Annotated in this window: 26 protein-coding genes; 12 read left to right on the forward strand and 14 right to left on the reverse strand. The window is 48.2% G+C overall.

Translation table 11 applies throughout. The annotated features are described in order from the left end of the window. Positions 1-16: 16 nt before the first annotated feature. Both QUE64_RS07295 and QUE64_RS07300 read left to right on the forward strand, forming a co-directional pair. Positions 17-1,063, forward strand: a complete 1,047-nt coding sequence (locus QUE64_RS07295; RefSeq protein WP_286226196.1) for a CDP-6-deoxy-delta-3,4-glucoseen reductase — start codon at positions 17-19, stop codon at positions 1,061-1,063. Between the two features lie 57 nt (positions 1,064-1,120). After that, a complete protein-coding gene (locus QUE64_RS07300) occupies positions 1,121-2,320 on the forward strand; it encodes an acetylornithine transaminase (protein ID WP_286225145.1) in 1,200 nt (399 codons plus the stop codon). On the opposite strand, the gene QUE64_RS07305 is transcribed toward QUE64_RS07300, so the two are convergent. From QUE64_RS07305 to QUE64_RS07335, 7 genes are read right to left on the reverse strand one after another with little or no spacing between them, the layout of a single operon-like run. After that, positions 2,317-3,075 (reverse strand): ABC transporter ATP-binding protein, encoded by a 759-nt coding sequence (locus QUE64_RS07305; protein WP_286225146.1) that lies wholly within the window; start codon positions 3,073-3,075, stop codon positions 2,317-2,319. The genes QUE64_RS07300 and QUE64_RS07305 overlap by 4 nt on opposite strands. Further along, on the reverse strand, positions 3,072-3,839 hold the full coding sequence (locus QUE64_RS07310; RefSeq protein ID WP_286225147.1) for an ABC transporter ATP-binding protein: 768 nt from the start codon (positions 3,837-3,839) through the stop codon (positions 3,072-3,074). Before QUE64_RS07310 ends, QUE64_RS07305 begins: the two co-directional genes overlap by 4 nt. Next, positions 3,836-4,945 carry an ABC transporter permease subunit gene (locus QUE64_RS07315; RefSeq protein ID WP_458574681.1) on the reverse strand — a complete coding sequence of 370 codons (1,110 nt, stop codon included), beginning with the start codon at positions 4,943-4,945 and terminating at the stop codon, positions 3,836-3,838. The genes QUE64_RS07310 and QUE64_RS07315 overlap by 4 nt, the downstream gene beginning before the upstream one ends. Continuing rightward, positions 4,938-5,873 carry a branched-chain amino acid ABC transporter permease gene (locus tag QUE64_RS07320; RefSeq protein WP_286225148.1) on the reverse strand — a complete coding sequence of 312 codons (936 nt, stop codon included), beginning with the start codon at positions 5,871-5,873 and terminating at the stop codon, positions 4,938-4,940. The genes QUE64_RS07315 and QUE64_RS07320 overlap by 8 nt, the downstream gene beginning before the upstream one ends. A 48-nt stretch (positions 5,874-5,921) precedes the next feature. Continuing rightward, entirely contained in the window at positions 5,922-7,076 is a 1,155-nt protein-coding gene (locus QUE64_RS07325; protein ID WP_286225149.1) for a branched-chain amino acid ABC transporter substrate-binding protein, read from the reverse strand. Positions 7,077-7,109: 33 nt separating this feature from the next. After that, entirely contained in the window at positions 7,110-8,069 is a 960-nt protein-coding gene (gene ispH / locus QUE64_RS07330; RefSeq protein WP_286225150.1) for a 4-hydroxy-3-methylbut-2-enyl diphosphate reductase, read from the reverse strand. 9 nt (positions 8,070-8,078) lie between these two features. Next, complete coding sequence (locus QUE64_RS07335; RefSeq protein WP_353506763.1) at positions 8,079-8,492, reverse strand: FKBP-type peptidyl-prolyl cis-trans isomerase; 414 nt, start codon at positions 8,490-8,492, stop codon at positions 8,079-8,081. On the opposite strand from QUE64_RS07335, the gene radC reads away from it, so the two are divergent. The 3 genes from radC to rpmG all read left to right on the forward strand — a co-directional run bounded on the left by radC (position 8,397) and on the right by rpmG (position 9,766). Beyond that, positions 8,397-9,257 (forward strand): RadC family protein, encoded by an 861-nt coding sequence (gene radC / locus QUE64_RS07340; protein ID WP_353506764.1) that lies wholly within the window; start codon positions 8,397-8,399, stop codon positions 9,255-9,257. The two genes, QUE64_RS07335 and radC, sit on opposite strands and share 96 nt — an antisense overlap. A 97-nt stretch (positions 9,258-9,354) precedes the next feature. Beyond that, complete coding sequence (rpmB, locus tag QUE64_RS07345; RefSeq protein ID WP_108508948.1) at positions 9,355-9,588, forward strand: 50S ribosomal protein L28; 234 nt, start codon at positions 9,355-9,357, stop codon at positions 9,586-9,588. A gap of 10 nt (positions 9,589-9,598) precedes the next feature. Further along, a complete protein-coding gene (rpmG, locus tag QUE64_RS07350; protein WP_108508949.1) occupies positions 9,599-9,766 on the forward strand; it encodes a 50S ribosomal protein L33 in 168 nt (55 codons plus the stop codon). Positions 9,767-9,816: 50 nt separating this feature from the next. On the opposite strand, the gene QUE64_RS07355 is transcribed toward rpmG, so the two are convergent. The 3 genes from QUE64_RS07355 to purN are packed head-to-tail and all read right to left on the reverse strand — an operon-like array spanning position 9,817 to position 13,165. Beyond that, positions 9,817-11,022 carry a DesA family fatty acid desaturase gene (locus tag QUE64_RS07355; protein WP_286223419.1) on the reverse strand — a complete coding sequence of 402 codons (1,206 nt, stop codon included), beginning with the start codon at positions 11,020-11,022 and terminating at the stop codon, positions 9,817-9,819. Positions 11,023-11,073: 51 nt separating this feature from the next. Then, entirely contained in the window at positions 11,074-12,519 is a 1,446-nt protein-coding gene (locus tag QUE64_RS07360; protein WP_286225151.1) for an RsmB/NOP family class I SAM-dependent RNA methyltransferase, read from the reverse strand. A 13-nt stretch (positions 12,520-12,532) separates the two neighbouring features. Further along, positions 12,533-13,165, reverse strand: a complete 633-nt coding sequence (gene purN / locus QUE64_RS07365) for a phosphoribosylglycinamide formyltransferase (RefSeq protein ID WP_286225152.1) — start codon at positions 13,163-13,165, stop codon at positions 12,533-12,535. Between the two features lie 39 nt (positions 13,166-13,204). Here purN and QUE64_RS07370 point away from each other — a divergent pair, with 39 nt between their 5' ends. The 5 genes from QUE64_RS07370 to dut are packed head-to-tail and all read left to right on the forward strand — an operon-like array spanning position 13,205 to position 19,211. Beyond that, positions 13,205-14,158: a bifunctional riboflavin kinase/FAD synthetase gene (locus QUE64_RS07370; protein ID WP_286225153.1), complete on the forward strand. Its 954-nt coding sequence runs from the start codon at positions 13,205-13,207 to the stop codon at positions 14,156-14,158. Continuing rightward, complete coding sequence (gene ileS, locus QUE64_RS07375; RefSeq protein ID WP_286225154.1) at positions 14,151-17,015, forward strand: isoleucine--tRNA ligase; 2,865 nt, start codon at positions 14,151-14,153, stop codon at positions 17,013-17,015. Before QUE64_RS07370 ends, ileS begins: the two co-directional genes overlap by 8 nt. Positions 17,016-17,017: 2 nt before the next feature. After that, positions 17,018-17,515 carry a signal peptidase II gene (gene lspA, locus QUE64_RS07380; RefSeq protein ID WP_286225155.1) on the forward strand — a complete coding sequence of 166 codons (498 nt, stop codon included), beginning with the start codon at positions 17,018-17,020 and terminating at the stop codon, positions 17,513-17,515. Positions 17,516-17,540: 25 nt separating this feature from the next. Next, positions 17,541-18,746: a bifunctional phosphopantothenoylcysteine decarboxylase/phosphopantothenate--cysteine ligase CoaBC gene (gene coaBC / locus QUE64_RS07385; protein ID WP_286225156.1), complete on the forward strand. Its 1,206-nt coding sequence runs from the start codon at positions 17,541-17,543 to the stop codon at positions 18,744-18,746. A gap of 15 nt (positions 18,747-18,761) precedes the next feature. Further along, complete coding sequence (dut, locus tag QUE64_RS07390) at positions 18,762-19,211, forward strand: dUTP diphosphatase (RefSeq protein ID WP_286225157.1); 450 nt, start codon at positions 18,762-18,764, stop codon at positions 19,209-19,211. A gap of 20 nt (positions 19,212-19,231) precedes the next feature. Here dut and clpA read toward each other — a convergent pair whose 3' ends face one another. Together clpA and clpS are read right to left on the reverse strand one after the other, a co-directional pair. After that, on the reverse strand, positions 19,232-21,541 hold the full coding sequence (gene clpA / locus QUE64_RS07395) for an ATP-dependent Clp protease ATP-binding subunit ClpA (protein ID WP_286225158.1): 2,310 nt from the start codon (positions 21,539-21,541) through the stop codon (positions 19,232-19,234). Then, positions 21,538-21,885 (reverse strand): ATP-dependent Clp protease adapter ClpS, encoded by a 348-nt coding sequence (gene clpS, locus QUE64_RS07400; protein ID WP_458574682.1) that lies wholly within the window; start codon positions 21,883-21,885, stop codon positions 21,538-21,540. Before clpS ends, clpA begins: the two co-directional genes overlap by 4 nt. A 307-nt stretch (positions 21,886-22,192) precedes the next feature. On the opposite strand from clpS, the gene QUE64_RS07405 reads away from it, so the two are divergent. Next, complete coding sequence (locus QUE64_RS07405; protein WP_108508961.1) at positions 22,193-22,396, forward strand: cold-shock protein; 204 nt, start codon at positions 22,193-22,195, stop codon at positions 22,394-22,396. Positions 22,397-22,464: 68 nt separating this feature from the next. Here QUE64_RS07405 and icd read toward each other — a convergent pair whose 3' ends face one another. Then, positions 22,465-23,715 carry an NADP-dependent isocitrate dehydrogenase gene (gene icd / locus QUE64_RS07410; protein ID WP_286225159.1) on the reverse strand — a complete coding sequence of 417 codons (1,251 nt, stop codon included), beginning with the start codon at positions 23,713-23,715 and terminating at the stop codon, positions 22,465-22,467. Between the two features lie 91 nt (positions 23,716-23,806). Between icd and QUE64_RS07415 the strand changes: the two genes are divergently transcribed. Then, positions 23,807-24,250 carry a DUF192 domain-containing protein gene (locus tag QUE64_RS07415; protein WP_286225160.1) on the forward strand — a complete coding sequence of 148 codons (444 nt, stop codon included), beginning with the start codon at positions 23,807-23,809 and terminating at the stop codon, positions 24,248-24,250. 3 nt (positions 24,251-24,253) lie between these two features. Here the strand turns inward: QUE64_RS07415 and ppnP are convergent, their stop codons facing one another. After that, positions 24,254-24,559, reverse strand: coding sequence for a pyrimidine/purine nucleoside phosphorylase (gene ppnP / locus QUE64_RS07420; RefSeq protein WP_286223430.1), 306 nt, complete (start codon positions 24,557-24,559; stop codon positions 24,254-24,256). Positions 24,560-24,575 lie beyond the last annotated feature (16 nt).

Genomic DNA, 24,575 nt, shown 5'->3' on the forward strand with positions numbered 1-24,575 from the left:
ATTGGGAGAAGTGGAATTGCAGTACCAGGTGGAACTTAAAAAGAGCGGCAAAACATTCACAGTGGACGAAGATGAGACCGTTCTGGAAGCTGCTATTCGCCAGGGCATTCAACTACCCTATGGCTGCAAAAATGGTGCTTGCGGATCATGCAAGGGCAAAGTGCTCGAGGGCCGAATTGAGCATGGAGACCACAGCCAAAGTGCCCTGAGCACCCTCGACGAAACCGCGGGCGCGACCCTTTTGTGCTGCGCCCACCCCAAATCCAATGTTCTAATCGACGTTCGCGAAATCCAGGGCGGTGGCGATATTCCAGTGCGCAAAGTACCCTGTCGGATTCAGACAATTGCATATCCAAGTAACGATGTTGCAATTCTTCAGCTGCAATTGCCTGCAAGTGAACGTTTTCAATTTTTAGCCGGTCAGTATCTGGAGTTTTTACTTAAAGACAATAAACGTCGTGCGTATTCGATTGCCAGCGCCCCACATCAAGAGGGCCCCATTGAGTTGCACATTCGCCATCTGCCAGGCGGTCTTTTTACTGACCCCCTCTTTGGTCAAGGAGCTGATGGTAAAGCAATCAAAGAAAAAGATATCTTGCGTTTTGAAGGCCCCCAAGGAAGTTTTTTCTTGCGTGAGGATACTCAGAAGCCCATTATTTTCTTAGCATCCGGTACAGGCTTTGCTCCGATCAAATCCATTCTGTTGCATATGCGTGAGAAGAAAATTGATCGTGAGGTCTATTTCTACTGGGGTGGCCGACGCCCCAAAGATCTCTACATGGATGCTCTTTGTCAGGAGTTTGCTAGTACCCTACCTCGCTTCCATTACATTCCGGTTATTTCTGACGCGCTACCAGAAGATCACTGGACTGGCCGGATAGGCTTTGTTCACCGTGCCGTGATGGCAGACTTTCCGGATCTCAGCGCATTCCAAGTTTATGCTTGTGGGGCCCCAATTGTGATTCAATCAGCCCAAACGGACTTTGTTAAGCAATGCGGTCTGCCCGAGGATGAGTTTTATGCCGACTCATTCACGAGCGAGGCTGATCTAGCATATGCCTAGTTTTCTGTACCTGAAGGCAAATTCCCTTTTTACAACGATCTTTTGTATGATTGTGCTATGAATCAACTTTCTGATCCTCGTCCTGTTGATGCCCATTCGGTGATGTATATCACCAAGCGGCCGGACATCATCATGATGGAGGGCAAAGGCTCGTGGTTGGTCGATCAAAATGGCAAGCGCTACTTGGACTTCCTCCAAGGATGGGCCGTGAATTGCTTGGGGCACTGTAATCCTGGCATTGTTACTGCGTTAAACGCTCAAGCCCAGAAATTGATTAACCCTAGCCCTGCTTTTTATAACGAACCGATGATTCGGTTATCCGATTTACTAACTAGCCACAGCTGCTTTAACAAAGTGTTTTTTGCTAACAGTGGGGCAGAAGCCAACGAGGGCGCGATCAAGCTTGCTCGTAAATGGGGGCAGATTCATAAAGGCGGTGCTTACGAAATTATTACCTTCGATCATAGTTTTCATGGGCGGACCTTAGCAACGATGAGTGCATCGGGCAAGCCGGGCTGGGATACTCTCTTTGCCCCCCAAGTGCCAGGCTTTCCGAAGGCTGATCTCAATGATATTGAATCGGTTAAGCGCTGCATCACCGATCAAACGGTTGCCGTCATGCTTGAGCCTGTCCAGGGTGAAGGTGGCGTCATTCCTGCTGATGATGCCTTCATGAAAGAACTGCGCCAGCTCACTAAAGAACGCAATCTATTGCTCATCGTTGATGAAGTGCAGGCTGGTTTTGGAAGAACCGGTAAATTGTTTGCCTACCAACACTTTGGGATTGAGCCCGACATCATGACCCTTGGTAAAGGAATTGGTGGAGGCGTTCCACTCGCGGCCCTTTTATGCACCGATGCAGTCGCCTGCTTTGTACCCGGGGATCAAGGGGGTACCTACAATGGCAATGCTTTGATGACTGCGGTCGGGATTAGTGTGATTGAACAACTCTTAGCTCCTGGCTTTTTGGACTCAGTGATTCAAAAAGGAGCATTCTTGCAAAGTGAATTGCTGAAACTTTGTTCTGAGTTCGGGCTAAAAGGCGAACGTGGCAAAGGACTGCTTCGGGCACTCATGTTGGGTAAGGATATTGGCCCCTCCTTGGTCGAGCTTGCTAGAGAGCATGAGCCTGAGGGCCTGCTGATTAATTCGCCTAGACCTGATCTATTGCGCTTTATGCCCGCCCTCAATGTCACGCAAGAGGAAATCCTCAAAATGTGCACTACCTTGCGGGTTCTGCTGAAGAAACTGACTTAAGTTTCTTTAGTCTCTTTGATTTTTGCATCTGCCCCCAGATACGCTTCGCGAACCCGGTCGTCATTAAATAACTGATCAGCCGATCCCGATAAGGTAATCGCCCCACTCTCCATCACATACGCACGATCTGCCATGGATAAGGCCAAACGTGCATTTTGCTCGACGAGCAAAATCGTCATACCCTGTTGATTGAGGCTTTGAATCACCTCAAAAATAGTTTCTACCATGAGCGGTGCCAGACCCATCGAGGGCTCATCGAGTAAGAGAAGCTTTGGCTTAGCCATCATCGCCCGAGCAATCGCTACCATTTGCTGCTCCCCACCAGAGAGGGTGCCGGCCAATTGGAACAAACGTTCACGCAAGCGTGGAAAGGTTGTAAGCGCCATCTCAAGGTCCTGATCAATACTCTCCGACGACTGAGAACCCTGGCGGATGTATGCGCCCATTTGCAGGTTCTCCAAAATGGTCATCCTGGCAAATACTCCCCGGCCTTCTGGTACCAATCCAATCCCAAGCTCAGCCAACTCATAGGCCGGCTTGCCCCCAATCGCATGCCCTAAGAATTGAATCGATCCAGCGCTTGGCTTTAGAAGACCGGCAATTACTTTTAGCGTCGTCGTTTTACCCGCCCCATTTGCCCCGATCAAAGTAACCAACTCTCCTGCGTTGATATAAAAATCAATCCCTTTAACGGCAGCAATTCCGCCATACGACAACTTCAGATGCTTGATCTCCAAAAGAGGTGTCGTACTCATGCCGCCGCCCCGCCTAAATAAGCCCGAATCACCTCTGGATGACTGCGTACTGCATCGGGCAATCCATCGGCAATCACCTTGCCATAATCAAGCACCGTCAAATGATCACAAAGACTCATTACGAGATGTACATCGTGCTCAATGAGCAAAATAGTTTTGCCATCAGCTCGGATCTTTAGGATTAATTCTTTTAGTTCCAGCTTCTCGCTGGCATTCATCCCAGCAGCTGGCTCATCAAGGGCCAATAGAATTGGTTCAGTAGCTAAAGCACGGGCAATTTCAAGACGTCGTTGATACCCATAGGATAAATTTTTAGCCTTATGTCGTGCATAGTCTTGCAAGCCAACATACGCGAGCAAGGCAAGTGATTTTTCACGGATGTCGCGCTCTTCACGTCGATTGGATTGTGTGCCCAAGACCGCGCCCCATATACCAATGGATGAGCGGCAATGGCATCCCACCATGACGTTCTCCAAGGCGGTCATCTCTTTAAATAAGCGAATGTTCTGAAAGGTTCTAGCAATCCCCGCTTGGGTGACCTGAGATACTGAATGAGGGGAATATAGGCGACCCTGGAGCTCAAACGAACCCTGATCGGCTGGATATAAGCCAGTAATCACATTAAAGAAGGTAGTCTTGCCGGCGCCATTAGGCCCAATAAGCCCTGCGATTGCGCCCTCCCGAACACGAATAGCAACATCATCAAGGGCCTGAATACCTCCAAAGCGCTTCGATACTCCTGAAATCCTTAAGAGATCACTCATCCGTTTGTGGCTTTCAAAGTATCGGGTTTTTGCCAAATTCCATTGGGTCGATAGAGCATGATGAGGATCAGCGCCAAGCCATACAGTAACTGACGAATAATTTCGGTATCAACAAGAACCGACCCAAAGACAAATTGCTGAATCGGGGCTGCAATGCTTCGTAACAGCTCAGGAAAAACAGCGAGCAAGATTGCCCCAAGAATCACCCCTGGAATGTGCCCCATCCCACCCATTACCACCATGGCTAAAACCACAATCGATTCCCATAAAGTAAAGGACTCGGGTGATACAAAGCCTTGAAAGGCGGCAAATAATACGCCTGCGGCACCTGCAAAACTTGCGCCAATCGCAAACGCCAATAACTTCATATTACGAGTTTCAATCCCCATCGCCTCCGCGGCGATCTCATCCTCCCGAATCGCCACCCAGGCACGACCGATTCTAGAATGCTCTAAACGCGAGCAGACAATGGCAACTAGAACGGCAAGGATTAAGAAAAAATAGAAGAGTAAATATAGTGATGGAATCTCTAGACCCCAGATATTCATTGGCTTTGAGAGATTGATGCCAAAGAGCTCGATTGGCTGAATACTGCCAATCCCTTTAGGCCCATTTGTTAGATTGAGGGGGCGATCAAGGTTATTTAAGAAGATCCGAATAATTTCCCCAAAGCCCAAGGTCACAATCGCCAAATAATCGCCGCGTAACTTTAGGGTTGGAAATCCAAGAAGCACCCCAAAGATCGCGGCCAATCCAAAAGAGAGGATGAGTGCGCCCCACAGTGGAAAATGAATTCCGGTGGGAAAAACAGCGGCAATGGCAGGAAATTGCGTGGTCAGATGGGGCGAAGCTAGTAAAGCATAACTATAGGCGCCCACTGCATAAAAAGCGATATAGCCCAAATCAAGTAAACCCGCAAAACCAATCACCACATTGAGGCCCAATGCGAGAACAACGTATAGCAAGGCAAAATCCAATACCCGAACCCAGTAGTTACCGCCAACCGAGCCCATGATCCAAGGTAGAGCTAGTAATGCGATCGTACTCGCGATCCAAAATCGTTGTTGATCACGACGAGACGTGCGATGAAAAAATGGTTTAAGCACGATCCGATACTCGCTCACCCAGCAAGCCGCGAGGCCTAAATACCAATACTAAGATCAAGACCATGAAGGCAAAGATATCTTGATAGTTGGATCCTAAGAGACCACCAGTCCAATCACTGATGTAACCAGCCCCAATCGCCTCAATCAGACCAAGCAACAGTCCACCTAACATCGCCCCCTGAATATTGCCGATACCGCCCAGTACTGCAGCAGTAAAAGCTTTTAATCCAGGAATAAATCCCATTGAGAAATGCACATTACCGTAGTTGGTGGCCATCATGATCCCGGCAAGGGCTGCCAGCGCGCCTCCCAACATAAACGTGATCGAAATGACCCGATTGGGATTAACACCCATCAACGCAGCCACGTTCGGCTGCTCAGCCGTTGCGCGCATCGCCCGTCCGAGCTTGGTCTTTTGCACAATCAGAAGCAATAAAGCCATAACTAAAAAAGACGTGACAATAATCACAATTTCTTTACCCGTAATGGTTGCTCCTGAACCCAAGATCTCGATGGGTGTCGATGGTAGTAACTGAGGATAGGTCATGGGATTACGAGACCAGATCATCATGGCCAAGGTTTGCAATAAGACCGAGACGCCAATCGCAGAAATCAATGGTGCCAAACGTGGTGCTTGACGCAAAGGCCGATAAGCAAAACGCTCAATCAAATAGCTAACCAACGCGCATACTGCCATGGTCATCAATAAAACTAAAACTAGTAATACCCATGGTGGTAAACCCAGCGGTAATTGCGTAATGAATGTGATGAGGGTGAGGGATACCAATGCGCCAATCATCAAAACCTCGCCATGAGCAAAGTTAATGATTCCTAAGATCCCATAGACCATGGTGTAGCCCAATGCAATCAAGGCATAGATACTACCCAGCACTAGGCCATTCAAAATCTGCTGTAGCAGAATATCCATCGACAATCAGTCTATAAAAAATAAGCACCGCGCTGGGTGCTTATCAAATTACTGCATCTTAATAATTTCGAGGACTGACTTCTTCTTATCCTTGTAATCGTATAAGGTGATCACGCTTTCCTTGAGATCACCCTGATCATTAAACGCAATATTGCCAATCAAACCCTTCATCTGTGTTTGAGGCATCGCGGCTAAGATCTTGGCTGGCTCAACTGAGTTAGCACGCTTCATCGCATCCACAATCACATAAACTGCATCGTATGAGAATGGAGCATAGATATCGACATCAATATTGAAGCGCTCTTTATATTTTTTCTGGAACTCGGGCCCTGCTTCCATTTTTGAGAGGGCCATCGCAGCTTCTGAACAAACCACATTATTGATTGCATCGCCAGCTAACTCAGCCAATTTATCAGTACAAATTCCATCGCCGCCCACGATCTTCGCTTTGATTCCCAATTCCTTAGCTTGCTTGGCTAAAGGGCCGCCCGTGGCATCCATTCCGCCATACATGATGACATCGGGCTTACCCCCCTTCACCTTGGTGAGAATGGCCTTAAAGTCAGTTGCCTTGTCATTGGTTGCCTCACGTGGCAATACCTTGATACCAGCAGCTTTCACTGTTTTCTCAAACTCATCTGCGAGACCCTTGCCATATTGGGTCGAGTCATCAATGATTGCCACCACTTTTGCTTTTAAATTCTTGGCCACATAATCAGCTAGAGCTGGGCCCTGTTGTGCATCGGTCGCCACTAAACGATAGGCGGTTTTAAAGCCCTGCTTGGTGTATTCAGGGTTGGTTGCCGATGGAGAAATTTGAGTGATACCAGCATCATGGTAAATCTTCGAAGCTGGGATCGTAGTCCCCGAATTTAAGTGTCCTACGACTGCGACGACTTTTGCATCAACTAATTTTTGAGCAACTTGGGTGGCTGTTTTAGGGTCTGCTGCATCATCTTCTGGCACTAACTTCAGCACCACCTTCTTACCATTGATCATCAGTCCAGCTTTATTGAGCTCCTCAACTGCCAGAACAGCACCGTTTTCATTTTGCTTACCCATATGAGCAATCGATCCAGTCAGTGGAGCCACATGACCGATCTTCACCTCACCATCATTTGCCTTACCGCCGCAGGCAACTAACAAGCCCACCGTCGTAAGCGAAAGCACGCTATATGAAAACACCTTTTGATATGGTTTCATGAGCAAATCCTCCAAGTTAAACAGTCATCAGAATTAAACGGGATGCGTCAGATTTTTTGGTAAGGAGAAAGTGACATCCTCCACAACCCCATCTAAAGATCGAATTTGACGTGGGCCAAACTCTTGAATTCGAGCCACGATTGCTTGCGCAAGACTCTCTGGCGCTGACGCACCTGCAGTTAAACCAACTCGCTTCTTGCCCTCAAACCATTCGGGGCGAAGTTGATCGGGAGCATCGACCATGTAGGCCGGTACGCCTAATTTTTCAGCCAGTTCGCGCAGACGATTAGAGTTCGAGCTCGCCTGACTTCCCACGACAATCACCAATTGAACTTGGGGCGCCATAAATTTCACTGCATCTTGTCGATTTTGAGTGGCGTAACAAATGTCCTGCTTCTTCGGTTGAATAATTTTAGGGAATTTTTTGGTGAGCGCATTCACAATTTCTTTGGTCTCATCAACCGATAGGGTCGTTTGGGTTACAAATGCCAAACGCTCGTCAGCTGAAAAATTGAGTTTCTCCACATCCTCCAAATTCTCAATCAGGAAGATGCCACTCTCGACCTGCCCCATGGTTCCCTCAACCTCTGGGTGGCCAGCATGACCGATCATGAATACCGTAAACCCATCTTTGCACAACTTCACCACTTCAACGTGCACTTTGGTCACCAAGGGACAGGTTGCGTCATAGACTTGCAAGCCGCGCTCGGCGGCGTCTTGGCGAACCTGCTGAGAAACCCCATGAGCACTGTAGATCACAATCGCTCCACGTGGAATTTCGTCAATCTCGTCCACAAAGATAGCACCTTTCGCGCGCAACTCATCAACCACGTATTTGTTGTGCACGATTTCATGACGCACATAAATCGGGGCGCCAAAGCGACTAAGCGCCTCATTCACAATATTGATCGCTCGATCAACGCCCGCACAAAATCCCCTGGGCTGCGCCAAGAGTATTTCATCACTTTCAGACGGTAATGGATTGCTTTGCATAGATCTTGATTACAAAATGGCAATAATTTCTGCTTCAAAACTTAACTGTTTACCTGCTAAGGGATGGTTGAAATCAAACCACGCACCCTCTTCATTAATGGATTGCAATACGCCTGCATATTGTGCACCGCTAGGCGCATTAAATTCAATCATATCGCCCGGGGCAAATTCCGGAACCTCATCGGTATTGGCTAACAATACATCCATACCCACCCACTGGATGAGCTCTGGCTTGTGCTCCCCAAACGCGTCCTGTGGGCTTAGAACAGCTGAGCGCTTTTCACCCACTTTTGCTCCCAACAAAACCTTTTCAAAACAGGGGGCGAATTGACCCGTACCCAATTGCATCGTCGCCGGCCGATCGTCGAAGGTGTTGATGTAATCCTCCCCGCCAGGGAGGGTCAATCGATAGTTGATGGTCAAGAAAGAATCGGGGGAAACGGTAGGCTCACTCATGCTGCCATTGTAGCCAGAGAGACACAGAATCACCCAATCTCGCAATGGCCAAAAGCACAACAGCCCCGTGAGAAATTAATCCGCCAAGGCGCCGCCTCCCTATCCGATGCTGAGCTCTTAGCCATTTTTCTGCGTTCTGGGGTTAAAGGTAAAAGCGCTGTTTCTTTGGCCCAGGATCTGCTCAGTCAATTTGGAGGGATGCAAGGCCTCGTGAATGCGCCTGTCTCTGATATTTACCGCTGCCATGGAATAGGGCCTTCAAAATGGGCTCAAATCAAAGCTGCCTATGAGCTGGTGAAACGCTGTCTTCATGAAAGCCTCTCTCAGCAAGCAATATTCTCATCCTCAACCCAAGTCAGGGAGTTTTTGCAAACCAAAATTGCCAGGCTGGAGCACGAGGTATTTCTTTGCCTGTACTTAGATAACAGTAATCGTTTGATAGAGTGCCAAGAGCTATTTCGGGGATCGATTGATCAAACGGCCATTTACCCCCGAGAAATCATTAAAGAATGCCTCAATCGCAATGCCAGCGCCTTGGTGATTGCCCACAATCACCCGGGGGGCAACCCACTTCCCAGCCCCAATGATGAGGCCATTACCCATGAACTGAGGCAAGCACTCCACTGGGTCAATATTGCACTCCTCGACCATTGCATCGTGGCAAAGCATGGTTTTTTCTCATTTTCGGATGCGGGCCTTATAGAAAAGCCCCTAAATGAGAGTGTTTACTAACTTATTAGCGTGTTCCATTTGGAATATTGACGAAACCCTAGCGTCAAATAGCAGATGCCTGCTACAATCGATGTTTTTCGTACTGAAGGAGTGTGTCATGGCAAAAGTTTGCCAAGTCACTGGGAAAAAGCCGATGGTCGGCAACAATGTTTCCCATGCAAATAACAAAACAAAGCGTCGCTTTTTGCCTAATTTGCAAAATCGTCGTTTCTGGGTTGAGTCTGAAAATCGCTGGGTTAGCCTTCGCTTAACCAATGCTGGACTTCGTTTAATCGACAAGAATGGTATTGATTCTGTTTTGGCAGATCTTCGTGCCCGTGGTCAAGTTTAAGGATTGAGTCATGGCTAAAGGCGCACGCGAGAAAATCAAGTTAGAGTCGACTGCAGGTACTGGTCACTTTTACACCACCACTAAAAACAAACGCACCAAACCCGAGAAAATGGAGATCATGAAATTTGATCCAAAAGCTCGCAAGCACGTTGCTTATAAAGAAACCAAGATTAAGTAATTTGTCTTAACGTCAAAACTAAAAACCCGTTCATATGAACGGGTTTTTTATTAGGCTGGATTAGAGTAGCGCCGCAGGCGAAGCGAAAACTCCTTGAGGGAGTGTGGCCCAGCCTCTTCGGCTCGATTGCACCATGAACGCAGCTGTCCCAGTAATTGCTCACGAGTAGCGTTGGAGCGACCCCAAATTGCATGCAACTCACGACGCATCTCAATCATCTTGCGTAACTGAGAATTCGTTTTCATGAGCTCCTCAAGCTTTTCTTTCTCAAGGGCAGTCAATTTAGCTTCATCCTTATAAAGCCAATCACGCGCATCCTTCAGGTGCGATGCAAATTCTTGCATGTGCTGGAATTCATTTGCAATGCAGCGCTTTAGGGTTTTGCTATAACGTGCCATGATCTCGTAGCGATTGGCAATAATCGCTTCTAGAGTTTGATCGTCGGCGGGACGAACTTCTGCGAGAACGGGCTTAGGCGGGACTTTCTTGACCTTTGCCAAACCGAGTGAGCGCAAAGCGCAAATGTAAACCCAGCCAATATCAAACTCATACCATTTGTTTGATAACTTGGCGCTCGTTGCATAGGTATGGTGATTGTTATGAAGCTCTTCTCCACCAATCAAAATGCCCCACGGCACAATATTGGTTGATGCATCTTCACAGTCGTAGTTCCGATATCCCCAATAGTGGCCGATTCCATTAATGACGCCTGCAGCGGTAATCGGAATCCATAGCATTTGCACAGCCCAAACGGTTGCGCCAATCGCACCAAACAAAAATAGGTCGATGATAAGCATGAGACCAACGCCTTGCCATGTAAAGCGCGAATAGAGATTGTGCTCAATCCAGTCATCGGGAGTACCGTGACCAAATTTTTCCAGTGTCTCTTTCTTTGCAGCTTCTACCTTGTAGAGTTCTGCGCCGCGCAAAAGAACTGTGTCGATTCCTAAAACTTGCGGACTATGTGGATCTTCAACGGACTCGCATTTCGCATGATGTTTACGATGAACCGAGGCCCACTCCTTAGTTACCATTCCAGTAGTGAGCCATAACCAAAACCGGAAGAAATGAGAGGGAATAGCGTGAAGGTCGAGTGCTCGATGCGCCTGACAACGATGTAAAAAAATCGTAACACTAGCAATCGTAATGTGGGTCATGACCAGGGTAAAGATCACGATCTGCCACCAAGCCCAGTCCAAGTAACCGTGGGCCAACCACTGAATTAATCCATCATGCAAACTAGAAATGGCGCTCATCTCCAAACAAATCTCCCTCATTAACTGCGATCATGCTCTTAACCCCTTATTTTAAGGCTTTCGCTGCATAATTGCCCCAAAAAATCCATCGGTTCCGTGCTGTGAGGGTAAAAGTTGCCACCAAGGCTTGTCCTTACTGGTGCCAATCGGAATTCCATCATGTAAAAAATGATGTCCTAGGGCCTCCTTAGCCGATAAAAGCTCAAAATCGGGGTGTTTTTCTAGGAAAAGGTTTACAAGCTCTTGATTTTCTTGATCTAAAAGGCTACAGGTGGCGTAAACCAGACGACCCCCTGGTTTTAGCAAACGAGCTGCCGACTCCAAAATGGCTAGTTGGGTGGGGGCCAATTTAGCGATCTCAGCTGGTGTCTGGCGCCACTTCAGGTCGGGATTGCGTCGCAAAGTCCCTAAGCCGCTGCAGGGGGCATCCACTAAGACCCGGTCAATTTTTCCTGCAAGACGCTTGATTCTAGGGTCTCTCTCACTATCAATCCACATAGGATGCACATTGGATAGGCCACTACGAGCTAGACGTGGTTTTAAGTTGGCTAAGCGTCGCTCAGAGGTATCAAATGCATATAGGCGGCCGGTATTACGCATCATTGCACCCAAGGCCAAAGTCTTGCCGCCGGCTCCAGCACAAAAATCAACCACCATTTCTCCACGCTTGGGATCGAGCAAGTGACATAGGATTTGACTACCCTCATCCTGAACCTCAAACAAGCCATCCTTCATCCAGGTCGAGCTTTGTAGGGCGGGTTTTCCAAAAATACGGATTCCGTCCTGGGAATAGGGCGTTGGGTGCGCCTCAAATCGATTCGCACTTTGATTCATTTGCATCAGTAATTGATCGCGCGAGGTCTTTAAAGTGTTCGCACGCAAATCCAATGGTGCCGGCTTCATGAGAGACTCAGCCAAACGACCAGCCTCTTCCTCACCAAAAGACTGAACCATCGTGTTCCAAAGCCATTCCGGCAAATTATGTTTTACCAATCGCCCCAGCGCATCACGATCAACTTGGCCAAAACGACTTAGCCACTCGTACTCCTCCTTTTGTATAACAAAGGCCAAATCAGCGAGTGCGCTCTCTAGTCGATTTGCGGTCCCAAGCCCCCCTTCAGATAAGGCTGAAACCAAGCCCAGCAAGGCCAAGCGGCGGGCTAGGGAGCCAGAGCCACTGGCTGCAAATTGAGAAAACTCCTGCTTGCGACGCAATACAGAAAACGCAGCCTCAGCAATTAGGGCGCGATCTCGATTGCCCAATTTGGGATGCGCACGAAAGTAACGACTAACAACCCGATCGGCTGGTTGGTCAAATTGCAATAACTCAGGAAGCAACTGCTCAAGATGCAAAACGTGCTGCGGCAACGCCTTCGCATGCGAATAATTTTTTTGCCCTTGGGGATTAATCAGTACAGGCGCTTTGGCATCCTTACTCTTTGCATACTTCTTTTCTTTGGAAATCCGCTTTGAAGCGGTAGAGGAGGATCGCGTCATGAACTCGCCGTTCTTATGGGAAAGGAATGTACTGTAACTCAGGTGGGTCAACACTCACTCGATTACCTGCAAGATGTAAACGCCCATTAATAAACCACTCAACTGCTAATGGATAGATTTGATGCTCCGTCTTTAAAACCCGAGCAGCTAAATCACTTGGGGTATCGGTGGGTAGGACAGGGACCTCACTTTGACAAATAATCGGGCCCTCATCTACGCCAGCGCTAACAAAATGCACTGTGGCGCCATGCACCCGATCTCCCGCCCCCAAGGCCCGTTCATGGGTATGCAAACCAGGAAAACGTGGCAATAAGGAGGGGTGAATATTCATCATGCGCCCCTCATAGTGCTCAATGAACCCTGGGGTTAGGATTCTCATAAAGCCAGCCAAAACCACAAGATCTGCACCAAAGGCATCAATTTGCTGCATCAATGCCTCGTCAAAGGCTTCCCGGCTTGGATAGTCCCGGTGATCAATCACCGCGATAGGAATGCCAACCGACTTCGCAAACTCGAGCCCCTTGGCCTCGGGCTGATTTGCAATTAAGCCCGTAAATCGTACATCCCATGATTTTGCTTTTGCGGCCTTGTAAATTGCCTCGAAATTAGAGCCGCGCCCTGAAATTAAAGAAACGATTGAATGCATGACCAACAATATAATTCAAGGCTAGCCTGAAAGCGAATTGTGAAGGTATTTCGAAGACTTAAGCCCGCCCTGACCCAAGCGCCATGCGCCCTAACCATTGGTAACTTTGATGGTGTGCATCGCGGTCATCAAGCATTACTTCAGCAGTTAGTGGAGGGTGCGCGCGCGCGTCATCTAAGCCCTTGTGTACTCACCTTTGAGCCCCACCCTCGAGAATTTTTTTCACCGCACGATGCGCCACCCCGGATTCAAAATCTACGCGATAAGTTAATGGCCTTAAAGCAATGCGCTGTCGATACGATTGCAATTGAAGAATTTAATCAAGCCTTCTCCCAACTCAGTCCCTCTGAGTTTGTACAAAACATCTTGATTGAGAAGCTCAATACCAAATGGATACTTATTGGTGATGACTTTTGCTATGGCGCCAAACGCGCAGGGAATTTTGACAGTTTGGTGGCCGCCGGTAAGCAGTATGGTTTTGAAGTTAGTCGCATCCCAAGCATTCTCGAGAGCGAAGAGCGAATCTCGTCTTCACTACTAAGACAAGCTCTTGATCAGGGTGATATGCAGCGTGCCACACAACTACTCGGACGCCCTTTTTCAATTTCGGGTCATGTGTTGTATGGAAAGCAACTGGGGCGCACTCTTGGATTCCCCACCATCAATTTAGCGGTTTGCGCACGTCATCCGCATGCCAAACCGGTGACAAGTGGTATTTTTGTGAGTCAAGTGCATGGCTTGGGCGAGAGACCTTTGCCTGCGGTCTCGAGCATAGGAGTACGACCTTCCGTCGAGAGCACCGGCCAGGTCCTTTTAGAAACCCACATCTTTGATTTTGACCAATCCATCTATGGAGAAGTGGTTTGCGTAGAATTACTAGCTCGATTGCATGAAGAACGAAAATACCCTGACCTAACCACCCTACAAGCTGCTATTCAAGACGATGCCCAAAAGGCTCGTCAATACTTTCTAAAGAAAAATTTGTATGTCTGATAAATCCTCAAACTACCCGGTCAATTTACTTGAGACCAGCTTTCCCATGCGCGGTGATTTACCCAAGCGGGAACCCAAATGGGTAGAAGAGTGGCAACACAATAAAGTCTATGAGGCGATTCGCAAGGCTCACACTGGGCAGCCTAGTTTTATCCTGCACGATGGTCCTCCCTATGCCAACGGTGATATTCATATTGGTCATGCGGTCAACAAGATTCTGAAAGATATGATCGTCAAGTCCCGCTGGTTAATGGGCTTTGACGCCGTCTATGTGCCAGGCTGGGATTGCCATGGCATGCCCATTGAGATTCAAATTGAAAAACAATTTGGCAAAAACCTGCCCACTGCTGAGGTACAAGCCAAAGCTCGTGAATATGCGCAGGCTCAAGTTGCAAAGCAGAAAAAAGATTTTCAACGCTTAGGGGTTCTTGGAGAGTGGGATCAGCCCTACCTCACTATGGATTTTCAAAATGAGGCCGATGAAATTCGTGCGCTTGGCGAGATCTGGAAAAAGGGTTATGTCTTTCGCGGACTAAAACCGGTGAACTGGTGCTTCGATTGCGGTTCTGCCCTAGCGGAAGCGGAAGTGGAATATCAAGATAAAACGGATCCGGCGGTTGATGTTGGTTTTGCCTTTGATACCAACCAGAATGCGCAACTTGCTAAAGCATTTGGCTTAAAAGAACTGCCCAATAAACCGGGTATGGCGGTGATTTGGACCACGACCCCATGGACCTTACCAGCGAATCAAGCCTTAAACGTTCACCCCGATCTTGAATATGCCCTAGTTGAAACCGATCAGCGCTTGCTACTGCTGGCCAAAGATCGAGTGAATGACTGTTTGGAGCAATATGGTCTTGAGGGAACGATTTTGGCAAGTTGTAAAGGTAAAGCGCTTGAAGGTATTTCCTTTTGGCATCCGTTAGCCAATTTAGACTCCGGTTACAAACGCCTAGCTCCAATTTACTGCGCTGATTACGTCACGCTCGATACTGGTACGGGCCTGGTGCATTGCGCCCCCGCCTATGGTGAGGATGACTTCAAGTCCTGCAAGGCTCATGGCTTAGCTGATCACGACATTATCAATCCGGTCATGGGTGATGGAGTGTATGCCTCCTCCCTGCCGCTCTTTGCTGGTCAACATATTTGGAAAGCCAATCCAAACATTGTGAAAGCGCTTGATGAGGCTGGCAGCCTTTTAAAGAATAAATCCTATACGCACTCCTACATGCATTGCTGGCGACATAAGACTCCGATCGTCTACCGTGCGACCTCTCAATGGTTTGCCAGCATGGATAAAAAACCTGCTGGTGAGAAGGCCTCATTGCGAGAAACCGCTTTAGCTGGCGTGGAGAGTACGAATTTCTATCCAGCTTGGGGTAAACAACGTTTACACAGCATGATCGCCAACCGTCCCGATTGGACACTTTCACGTCAACGGCAATGGGGTGTACCCATGGCCTTTTTGATCCATAAGGAAACAGGCGAGCCCCACCCACGCACACCAGAACTGCTTGAGCAAGTCGCTCAGTTGGTTGAAAAAAATGGTATTGAGGCTTGGCAGAGTCTAACGGTTGAAAGTTTGATTGGCGATGAGGCAAGCGCCTATGAGAAAAATCGTGACACGCTTGATGTGTGGTTTGACTCGGGCACCACCCATTGGCATGTGATGCGTGGTTCACATCGTAATACTCTGTATCGCCAGGAATCCGAGGGTGCAGAAGGTCGTTGGGCTGATCTTTATTTAGAGGGCTCCGATCAACATCGCGGTTGGTTTCATTCGTCACTCTTAACGGGTGCCATGCTCGATGGTAAACCCCCATATCGTGCCCTCTTAACCCATGGCTTTACGGTGGATGGTCAAGGTCGCAAAATGAGTAAGTCGGTGGGCAATGTAATTGCGCCTCAAGAAGTGGCTGACAAACTGGGTGCTGAAATTATTCGCTTGTGGGTTGCCTCGACCGACTACTCGGGAGAGATGTCAATCTCGGATGAGATTTTGAAGCGGGTCGTTGAAAGCTATCGACGCATTCGCAATACCCTACGCTTTCTCTTAGCGAATCTCGCAGATTTTGATCCACAAACAAATCATCTACCTACCTCCGATTGGCTAGAGATTGATCGCTATAGCGTTACGCTGGCAGCTGACTTACAAAACACGATTGAGGCACACTACCGTGATTATGAATTTCATCCAGCGGTCTCAAAAATATTGGCATTTTGTTCTGAAGACTTAGGTGGCTTCTATTTAGATATTCTGAAAGATCGTCTCTACACTATGCCCGCAAATTCAGTGGGTCGACGCTCCGCTCAAAACGCCTTATTTCATATTAGCCAACACTTACTCAAATGGCTATCACCCTTTCTCAGCTTCACTGCTGAAGAGGCTTGGAAATGCTACCCACACTTTGCCAAGTCAGCCGACAGCGTATCGATCTTCACCGAAGAATTTGGATCCTTTCCTGAAATCAAGGACGCCCAATCCTTGCTTGCTAAATGGCAACGCATTCGTGAGATCCGCTCTGACATTACGAAAGCTATCGAGCTTGAACGTGAAGCCGGAAAGATTGGGTCTTCCTTGCAAGCTGAGTTGCTGATCCAAGTGGGTGCAACTGATTATGAGCTACTGCAATCGATTGCTCCGGATCTACGCTTTGTAACGATTACCTCTCAATCTGAAATTGCACTATCAGCCGATGGCAATACTCAGATCACAGTGAAGCCAAGCGCCTACCAAAAATGTGCGCGTTGCTGGCATCACACAGCCGATACTGGATCCCATCCAAACCATCCCGATCTCTGTGGGCGCTGCATTAGTAATCTTGATGGCGCTGGTGAACTTCGTCAGTTCGCATAAATATGGTCAAGCCATCTTACCGAGAGAGCTCAAGCAAATGGTATTTACTGCTAGCCCTTGGAGTATTGATTGCCGATCAAGTCACCAAGTGGTGGGCTCAAATGAGTCTGCCGATGGCTCAGGCGATTAAGGTTACTGATTTTCTGAATTGGTTCTTAATTTATAACCCAGGTGCCGCCTTCTCCTTTTTGTCTCAGGCAGGTGGTTGGCAACGCTGGTTTTTTACCGTAATTGGGATTGTTGCTGCCGTTGTGATTATTTGGCTCTTACAGAAAAATACCCAAGATCGTCCGTTTTGTCTTGCCCTTTCCTTAATCCTTGGTGGGGCCATCGGGAACGTCATCGATCGCTTGCTATATGGCGCTGTAGTTGACTTTATTGACGTGCACTATGACGGTTGGCACTGGCCAGCCTTCAATATTGCCGATAGCGCCATCTCAATTGGTGCTACATTAATTGTTATCAACGAAATACGACGGGCCATTAAAGACCGCCCCTAGAGTCAAATCGATTTGGAACCCGTGCATGGCCTCACTATCAAACAAAAAAATTGTTTTAGGAATCTCCGGCGGAATTGCCGCCTATAAATCCGCTGAATTGGTCCGCGCCCTGATTCAAGAGGGAGCCGAGGTTCAAGTAGTGATGTCAGAGTCTGCCATGCAATTCATTACACCGGTCACCATGCAAGCGCTTAGCGGCAAACCAGTCTTTAGTAGTCAATGGGATCCAAGGATTAGTAATAATATGGCGCACATTGAGCTATCCCGTAACGCCGATGCGATTTTGATTGCCCCTGCAAGCGCCGATCTCATGGCAAAACTATCGCTTGGTTTGGCGGATGATTTACTAACGACGATGTGCCTAGCGCGCGACTGCCCTCTTTTGATTGCGCCCGCCATGAATCTGCAAATGTGGGCTCACCCTGCTACCCAACGTAGCCTCCAGCGACTTCAAGACGATGGTGTCGCGATCCTTGGCCCTGCTAGTGGTAACCAGGCCTGCGGTGAAGTTGGCATGGGTCGGATGCTGGAGCCCTCTGAGCTATGTGAGCAACTAGTTGCATTTTTTCAGCCGCAGGTTTTAACTGGGAAACGGGTACTCATTACAGCCGGTCCAACATTTGAGGCTATCGACCCAGTCCGTGGCATTACCAATCTGAGTTCCGGGAAAATGGGATTTGCGATTGCCCAAGCGGCTGTTGAAGCGGGTGCAGAAGTTCACCTCATCGCTGGCCCTTGTGATTTACCCACTCCTTTGCAAAGCACCGGTAGGATTAAGCGGACAAATGTGATCACCGGTGAAGAGATGCATCGGGCCACGCTCGCCTCTGCCGATTGCGATGTATTTTTTGCGGTTGCTGCCGTTGCAGACTGGACGATTGCCAATCGCGCCCCACAGAAGATTAAGCGCCAAGAGCAGTCTGGACTTCATTTAGAGTTTCGTTCGAACCCCGATATCTTGCTCGATATGGCTAAGTTGGCTAAGCGCAAATCAAAACCATACTGCGTTGGCTTTGCTGCTGAAACCGATCGTTTGGGTAAACACTCTAAAGAGAAACGGATTCGCAAGGGTATCCCAATGATTGTAGGAAATATCGGTCCCACCACCTTTGGTCTTGATACTAATGAAATTCTCGTGGTGGACGACAAAGGCAGTAAAAACCTAGGGCACGCCAGCAAGCTAGAGCTCGCCAGAAAACTCATTGAAATCGTTGGCACCCGCTTACCTTAAAGAGGACTATCAATCGTGCAAGTTCTTCAAGTCAAAATCCTCGATGAGCGGATGCGCTCGCAAATGCCTAGCTATGGTACCCCAGGAAGCGCTGGATTAGATTTACGCGCCTGCATTGACAACGCAATTGAGCTTGCCCCTGGTCAAACAGAGCTCATTCCAACAGGTCTGGCAATTTATATTGAAGATCCTCGTTACGCCGCGATGATTCTGCCGCGCTCAGGACTCGGTCATAAACACGGAATTGTGTTGGGTAACCTCGTTGGATTAATTGATTCGGATTACCAAGGTCAATTGATGGTGAGTGCTTGGAACCGAGGCTCAACTGCATTTCGGTTGGAGCCGATGGAGCGATTAGCGCAACTTGTGATTGTTCCAGTACAGCAAGTGGAACTGAAAGTAGTGACTGAATTTGAGAGTAGTACCCGGGGTACGGGTGGCTTCGGTAGTACTGGACGCGGATAGCTCCGCGCCCAGAGACTTCTTTAGATTTCTTCGACTGGCTCGATGCTTGCCTTACTTGATTTGCTCGGCGGCTGATTCGAGGATTGAATCTCAAGCTGCACCTTGCCATCCTGATCAATATCCACCACCACTGAACCACCATGGGCTAAGCGCCCAAAGAGTAATTCGTCGGCCAAGGCTTTACGCACTGTATCCTGAATAATTCGCTGCATGGGTCGCGCACCCATAAGCGGATCAAAGCCATGCTTGGCCAAATAGGAACGTAAGGCGGGGCTAAAGACCGCATCGACTTTTTTCTCATGCAATTGTTCTTCAAGCTGCATGAGGAACTTATCCACCACACGCATAATGATGGACTCATCCAAAGCCTTAAAGGACACGATCGCATCTAAGCGGTTTCTAAACTCCGGGGTGAAGAACTTCTTGATGTCTGCCATTTCATCACCCTGCTCACGCGCATTGGTAAAGCCCATAGTCGACTTTTGCATCGCTTCTGCACCCGCATTGGTGGTCATAATGATGATGACATTACGAAAATCCGTCTTCCGTCCGTTGTTATCAGTTAAGGTGCCGTGATCCATCACTTGTAAGAGGATATTGAAAATGTCTGGATGCGCCTTCTCAATTTCATCGAGCAACAAAACGCAATGCGGTTTCTTTGAGACGGCTTCGGTTAATAATCCACCTTGATCAAAACCAACATAGCCAGGAGGCGCTCCAATCAAACGGCTTACCGCATGGCGCTCCATGTATTCCGACATATCAAAACGGAGCAGCTCAATACCCATGATGAAGGCCAACTGCTTCGCAACCTCGGTCTTACCGACTCCGGTGGGACCTGAAAATAGGAAGGAGCCGATTGGCCGATCAACCTTACCCAAGCCAGCACGAGTCATCTTAATGGCGCTAGCAAGCGCCTCAATTGCTGGATCTTGACCAAAGACGACGCTCTTAATATCGCGATCCAAGGTTTGTAGCTTGCTGCGATCATCCACCGATACCGATTGCGGTGGGATGCGTGCAATCTTCGCCACAATTTCTTCAATCTCTTGGCGGTTAATGGTTTTCTTCTGCTTTGATTTGGGAAGGATGCGCTGAGCAGCGCCTGCCTCATCAATCACATCAATCGCCTTATCGGGCAAATGGCGATCATTAATATATCGCGATGACAATTCAGCAGCGGCTACAAGTGCAGCAGCTGCATACTTGACACCATGGTGCTCCTCAAAGCGTGACTTCAAGCCACGCAGAATTTGCACGGTTTGATCCACGGTCGGCTCTACCACGTCGACTTTTTGGAAGCGCCGCGATAGGGCTGCATCCTTTTCGAAGATGCCACGGTACTCAGTAAAGGTGGTTGCCCCAATACACTTAAGCGTTCCACTCGATAATGCTGGCTTTAACAGATTGCTCGCATCCAAGGTTCCGCCAGAGGCAGCACCGGCACCAATCAAGGTATGAATCTCATCAATAAAGAGGATGCCATGGGGATTATCTTTTAAGGACTTCAGGACACTTTTGAGTCGCTGCTCAAAATCACCGCGGTATTTTGTCCCCGCCAGCAATGCGCCCATATCCAAGGAGTAAACCGTCGCATTTGCCAAAATCTCTGGAACCTCACCCTTTGTGATTCTCCAGGCCAGGCCCTCCGCAATCGCGGTCTTACCAACACCAGCCTCACCCACCAAAAGAGGATTGTTTTTACGTCGCCGACATAAAACCTGAATGACTCGCTCGACCTCGCCCTCACGACCAATTAATGGATCGATCTTGCCCTGACGCGCCATCGCGTTCAGGTTTTGGGTAAATTGATCAAGCGGACTTTCTTTGCCGCTGCTTGCAGCCTCATCAGTATCAGGGCTCGCCTCAGCTGCTTTTGCGGGTTCCGTGTTGTCTTTACGAACACCGTGACTGATAAAGTTCACCACGTCCAAGCGGGTTACCCCTTGCTGTTGCAAGAAATACACTGCATGCGAATCCTTCTCACCAAAGATAGCCACTAATACATTAGCACCAGTCACCTCTTTTTTGCCATTTGAGGTCGACTGTACATGCATGATGGCACGCTGAATCACCCTCTGGAATCCAAGCGTTGGCTGAGTATCGACCTCTTCCGTTCCAGGAACCACCGGGGTGTTGTCGTTAATAAAGTTTTTCAGCTGGGAACGCAACTCTGCAATATTGACCGCACAGGCCTTCAGAACCTCGACCGAGGTGGCGTTATCCAATAATGCGGACAGCAAGTGCTCAACCGTAATGAACTCGTGGCGCGCTGCGCGAGCGTCCACAAAAGCCATATGCAAACTTACTTCCAGTTCTTGAGCAATCATGCTTCCTCCATAGTGCACTGCAATGGGTGACCCGCTTCACGGGAACGTTCTATGACTTGATGGACCTTGGTCGAGGCCACATCGCGGGTATAGATACCGCAGACGCCTTTTCCTGCCAGATGCACTTGCAACATGATGCGAGTTGCTGTCTCTTGATCTTTATTAAAGTATTCCTGAATCACCATCACCACAAATTCCATCGGTGTGTAGTCGTCGTTTAACAACATCACTTTGTACATGGCCGGCACCTTGACCTTTTCGGCCTGCCGTTCCAACAAAACCGTGTCTTCCTTAAATGGGGTGACTGGGCTTCCTCCGGGGGGTGTTTTGGAATTACGACTCATGAGAAACATTCTAACCACACCACAAAACTCTGCAATAAATCCACGCAAATCAAGTTTTCATCTGACGAAAACCATTCAAAATCAAGGCATATTTGTCATATTGGGTCGTTTTTATGAAAAAAAAGGGTTTTTCCTAGTGATATTGAGTCATATTTCCTTGACACCCCCTCAAAAAGGGCAAACAATCAATCCTGTGGTGTTTTTCTCGTTTGAGATTTACCTGCATTAGGCGTGTTGCGGAGTAAGACTGATCAAAAGGTATTTCCCCTCTTCACGGTTGTCTTTAGATTTTTGTAATGGAGTTCGCATGGCGACCGGAGTTGTTAAGTGGTTTAATGATGCAAAAGGTTTCGGTTTTATCAAACCGGATGACGGAGAAGAAGAGTTGTTTGCACACTTTAGTGCAATCACGATGAGTGGCTTTAAAACCCTCAAAGAAGGTCAAAAAGTAACGTTTGACATTACTCAAGGCCCAAAAGGTAAACAGGCAACCAATATTCAAGCTGCCTGATCACTAGCTGATCCCAAGTAAAAACCCCAGGCTTCAACCTGGGGTTTTTCTTTTGGGATTCTTACGAATCACATATTGTCAATCATCACTTGACCAAATCCCGAGCACGAAACTTGGGTCGACCCTGGTAATAAACGTGCAAAGTCATAGGTGACCTTCTTCGAAAGAATCGCTTTTTCCATCGAGGAAATGATGAGATCAGCAGCTTCGGTCCAGCCCAAATGACGCAGCATCATCTCAGCAGATAAGATCTCAGAGCCAGGATTGACGTAATCTTTGCCAGCATACTTGGGGGCGGTACCGTGAGTGGCCTCAAACATTGCAATGCTGTCAGACATATTGGCGCCTGGCGCAATACCAATTCCGCCAACTTGGGCAGCGAGGGCGTCCGAGATGTAGTCGCCATTGAGGTTCAAGGTTGCAATCACACTGTACTCATTGGGGCGCAATAAGATCTGCTGCAAGAAGGCATCGGCAATGACATCCTTAACAATGATGTCTTTACCGGTTTTGGGATTCTTAAACTTACACCATGGGCCACCATCAACCAGTTGCGCTCCAAATTCTTTCATGGCTAACTCATAGCCCCAATCACGGAAACCCCCTTCGGTAAATTTCATGATATTGCCCTTGTGAACCAAGGTGACAGAAGGCTTGTCATTATCGATTGCGTACTGGAAGGCTTTGCGCACCAAACGCTGTGTACCCTCGCGTGATACGGGCTTGATACCAATACTGGAGGACTCTGGAAAACGAATCTTTTTCACGCCCATTTCTTTAATCAAGAAATCAACCATCTTTTTGGCGCCTTCAGTACCGGCTTCCCACTCAATACCCGCATAAATATCTTCAGAGTTCTCGCGGAAGATCACCATATCGGTCTTCTCAGGCTCGCGCACTGGAGAGGGCACCCCTTTGAAATATCGCACTGGGCGCAAGCAAACATACAAATCAAGTGATTGACGTAAGGCAACATTCAAAGAACGAATACCGCCGCCAACGGGGGTGGTAAGCGGTCCCTTAATGGATACAACGTATTCTTTAACCGCGTCGAGGGTCTCATCAGGCATCCAAACATCTGGACCATAAACCTTAGTAGATTTTTCTCCAGCATAGACCTCCATCCAGGAAATCTTGCGCTTGCCGCCATAAGCCTTCTCAACTGCGGCGTCGACCACCTTAATCATCACCGGAGTGATGTCCATCCCAGTGCCATCCCCCTCGATAAACGGAATAATGGGGTTATTAGGAACATTGATTGAAAAATCTGGATTAACCGTAATTTTTTCACCAGCTGGGACTTTAATGTGCTTATACATAATGCTTTTCTCCGTTTAACGAATATGGTATTTTCGCATGAGGCAAAACTGCCTATTCCTGAAAATGCACTATTTTAATTCCCCTAGCCCTATGATCTGCAAATACTTGACCATTCTGGCGGCTTGTTTTTTCTTCATCCTCACAGAAAATTCCGTTGCCCAAGGCTCCTCCCTGCCAATCATTGAGCTCAAGGCCGGAATGCACCGAATTGAGGCCGAACTCGCTGACAACCCAGCAGCACGGCAAACTGGCTTAATGTACCGAACGTTTATGCCTACTAATGCTGGAATGCTCTTTGTTTTTCCAGAAAAGGCCATTCATTGCTTTTGGATGCGCAATACGAAGTTGCCACTAACCATCGCGTTTATTGATGATGATGGCAAGATTGTGAATCTTTCCGATATGGAGCCCGAAACCCAGAATAACCATTGCCCCCGGGCGCCGGTTCGGTTCGCTCTCGAAATGAATCAGAAATGGTTTGCGCAACGGGCTCTTGGGCCCGGCACGGTGATTACAGGCCTACCAAAACGCTAGCAACTAACCAAAGTGGCACACGTAATGCACCGGTTGCTCAGCACGAATCACAAAATATCCACCAGCCTCAACCGTCCATGATTGTCCAGCAGCAAAGGCCTGTTCGGTCTGACCATTGATGCTGACATATGCGGTGCCTTCAATGACTTCCATCACCTCTTTGGTGCTTAGGTCAAAACGTAAGGTACTGGGCAAAATCACCCCAACTGATTTGCGGACACCATTGGGTAGTGTGACTGTATGTGATACACACTTCCCATCAAAATAAACATTTGCCTTTTTGCCAACTGAAACGCCATCGAACTGCATATCAACTCTTTCCTAG

Source organism: Polynucleobacter sp. HIN7 (genome assembly GCF_030297595.1).
Classification (GTDB): domain Bacteria; phylum Pseudomonadota; class Gammaproteobacteria; order Burkholderiales; family Burkholderiaceae; genus Polynucleobacter.

What these genes read in the sequence shown, in the direction of transcription:
- rpmB (WP_108508948.1), top strand. Translation starts at nt 9,355, where the DNA reads ATGGCAAAAGTTTGCCAAGTCACTGGGAAAAAGCCGATGGTCGGCAAC.
- QUE64_RS07415 (WP_286225160.1), top strand. Translation starts at nt 23,807, where the DNA reads ATGATCTGCAAATACTTGACCATTCTGGCGGCTTGTTTTTTCTTCATC.
- QUE64_RS07310 (WP_286225147.1), bottom strand. Translation starts at nt 3,839, where the DNA reads ATGAGTGATCTCTTAAGGATTTCAGGAGTATCGAAGCGCTTTGGAGGT.
- QUE64_RS07355 (WP_286223419.1), bottom strand. Translation starts at nt 11,022, where the DNA reads ATGAGCGCCATTTCTAGTTTGCATGATGGATTAATTCAGTGGTTGGCC.
- QUE64_RS07300 (WP_286225145.1), top strand. Translation starts at nt 1,121, where the DNA reads ATGAATCAACTTTCTGATCCTCGTCCTGTTGATGCCCATTCGGTGATG.
- purN (WP_286225152.1), bottom strand. Translation starts at nt 13,165, where the DNA reads ATGCATTCAATCGTTTCTTTAATTTCAGGGCGCGGCTCTAATTTCGAG.
- QUE64_RS07320 (WP_286225148.1), bottom strand. Translation starts at nt 5,873, where the DNA reads ATGGATATTCTGCTACAGCAGATTTTGAATGGCCTAGTGCTGGGTAGT.
- ispH (WP_286225150.1), bottom strand. Translation starts at nt 8,069, where the DNA reads ATGCAAAGCAATCCATTACCGTCTGAAAGTGATGAAATACTCTTGGCG.
- lspA (WP_286225155.1), top strand. Translation starts at nt 17,018, where the DNA reads ATGGTCAAGCCATCTTACCGAGAGAGCTCAAGCAAATGGTATTTACTG.
- icd (WP_286225159.1), bottom strand. Translation starts at nt 23,715, where the DNA reads ATGTATAAGCACATTAAAGTCCCAGCTGGTGAAAAAATTACGGTTAAT.
- QUE64_RS07360 (WP_286225151.1), bottom strand. Translation starts at nt 12,519, where the DNA reads ATGACGCGATCCTCCTCTACCGCTTCAAAGCGGATTTCCAAAGAAAAG.
- clpS (WP_458574682.1), bottom strand. Translation starts at nt 21,885, where the DNA reads ATGAGTCGTAATTCCAAAACACCCCCCGGAGGAAGCCCAGTCACCCCA.
- QUE64_RS07405 (WP_108508961.1), top strand. Translation starts at nt 22,193, where the DNA reads ATGGCGACCGGAGTTGTTAAGTGGTTTAATGATGCAAAAGGTTTCGGT.
- coaBC (WP_286225156.1), top strand. Translation starts at nt 17,541, where the DNA reads ATGGCCTCACTATCAAACAAAAAAATTGTTTTAGGAATCTCCGGCGGA.
- rpmG (WP_108508949.1), top strand. Translation starts at nt 9,599, where the DNA reads ATGGCTAAAGGCGCACGCGAGAAAATCAAGTTAGAGTCGACTGCAGGT.
- QUE64_RS07305 (WP_286225146.1), bottom strand. Translation starts at nt 3,075, where the DNA reads ATGAGTACGACACCTCTTTTGGAGATCAAGCATCTGAAGTTGTCGTAT.
- clpA (WP_286225158.1), bottom strand. Translation starts at nt 21,541, where the DNA reads ATGATTGCTCAAGAACTGGAAGTAAGTTTGCATATGGCTTTTGTGGAC.
- ileS (WP_286225154.1), top strand. Translation starts at nt 14,151, where the DNA reads ATGTCTGATAAATCCTCAAACTACCCGGTCAATTTACTTGAGACCAGC.
- QUE64_RS07325 (WP_286225149.1), bottom strand. Translation starts at nt 7,076, where the DNA reads ATGAAACCATATCAAAAGGTGTTTTCATATAGCGTGCTTTCGCTTACG.
- ppnP (WP_286223430.1), bottom strand. Translation starts at nt 24,559, where the DNA reads ATGCAGTTCGATGGCGTTTCAGTTGGCAAAAAGGCAAATGTTTATTTT.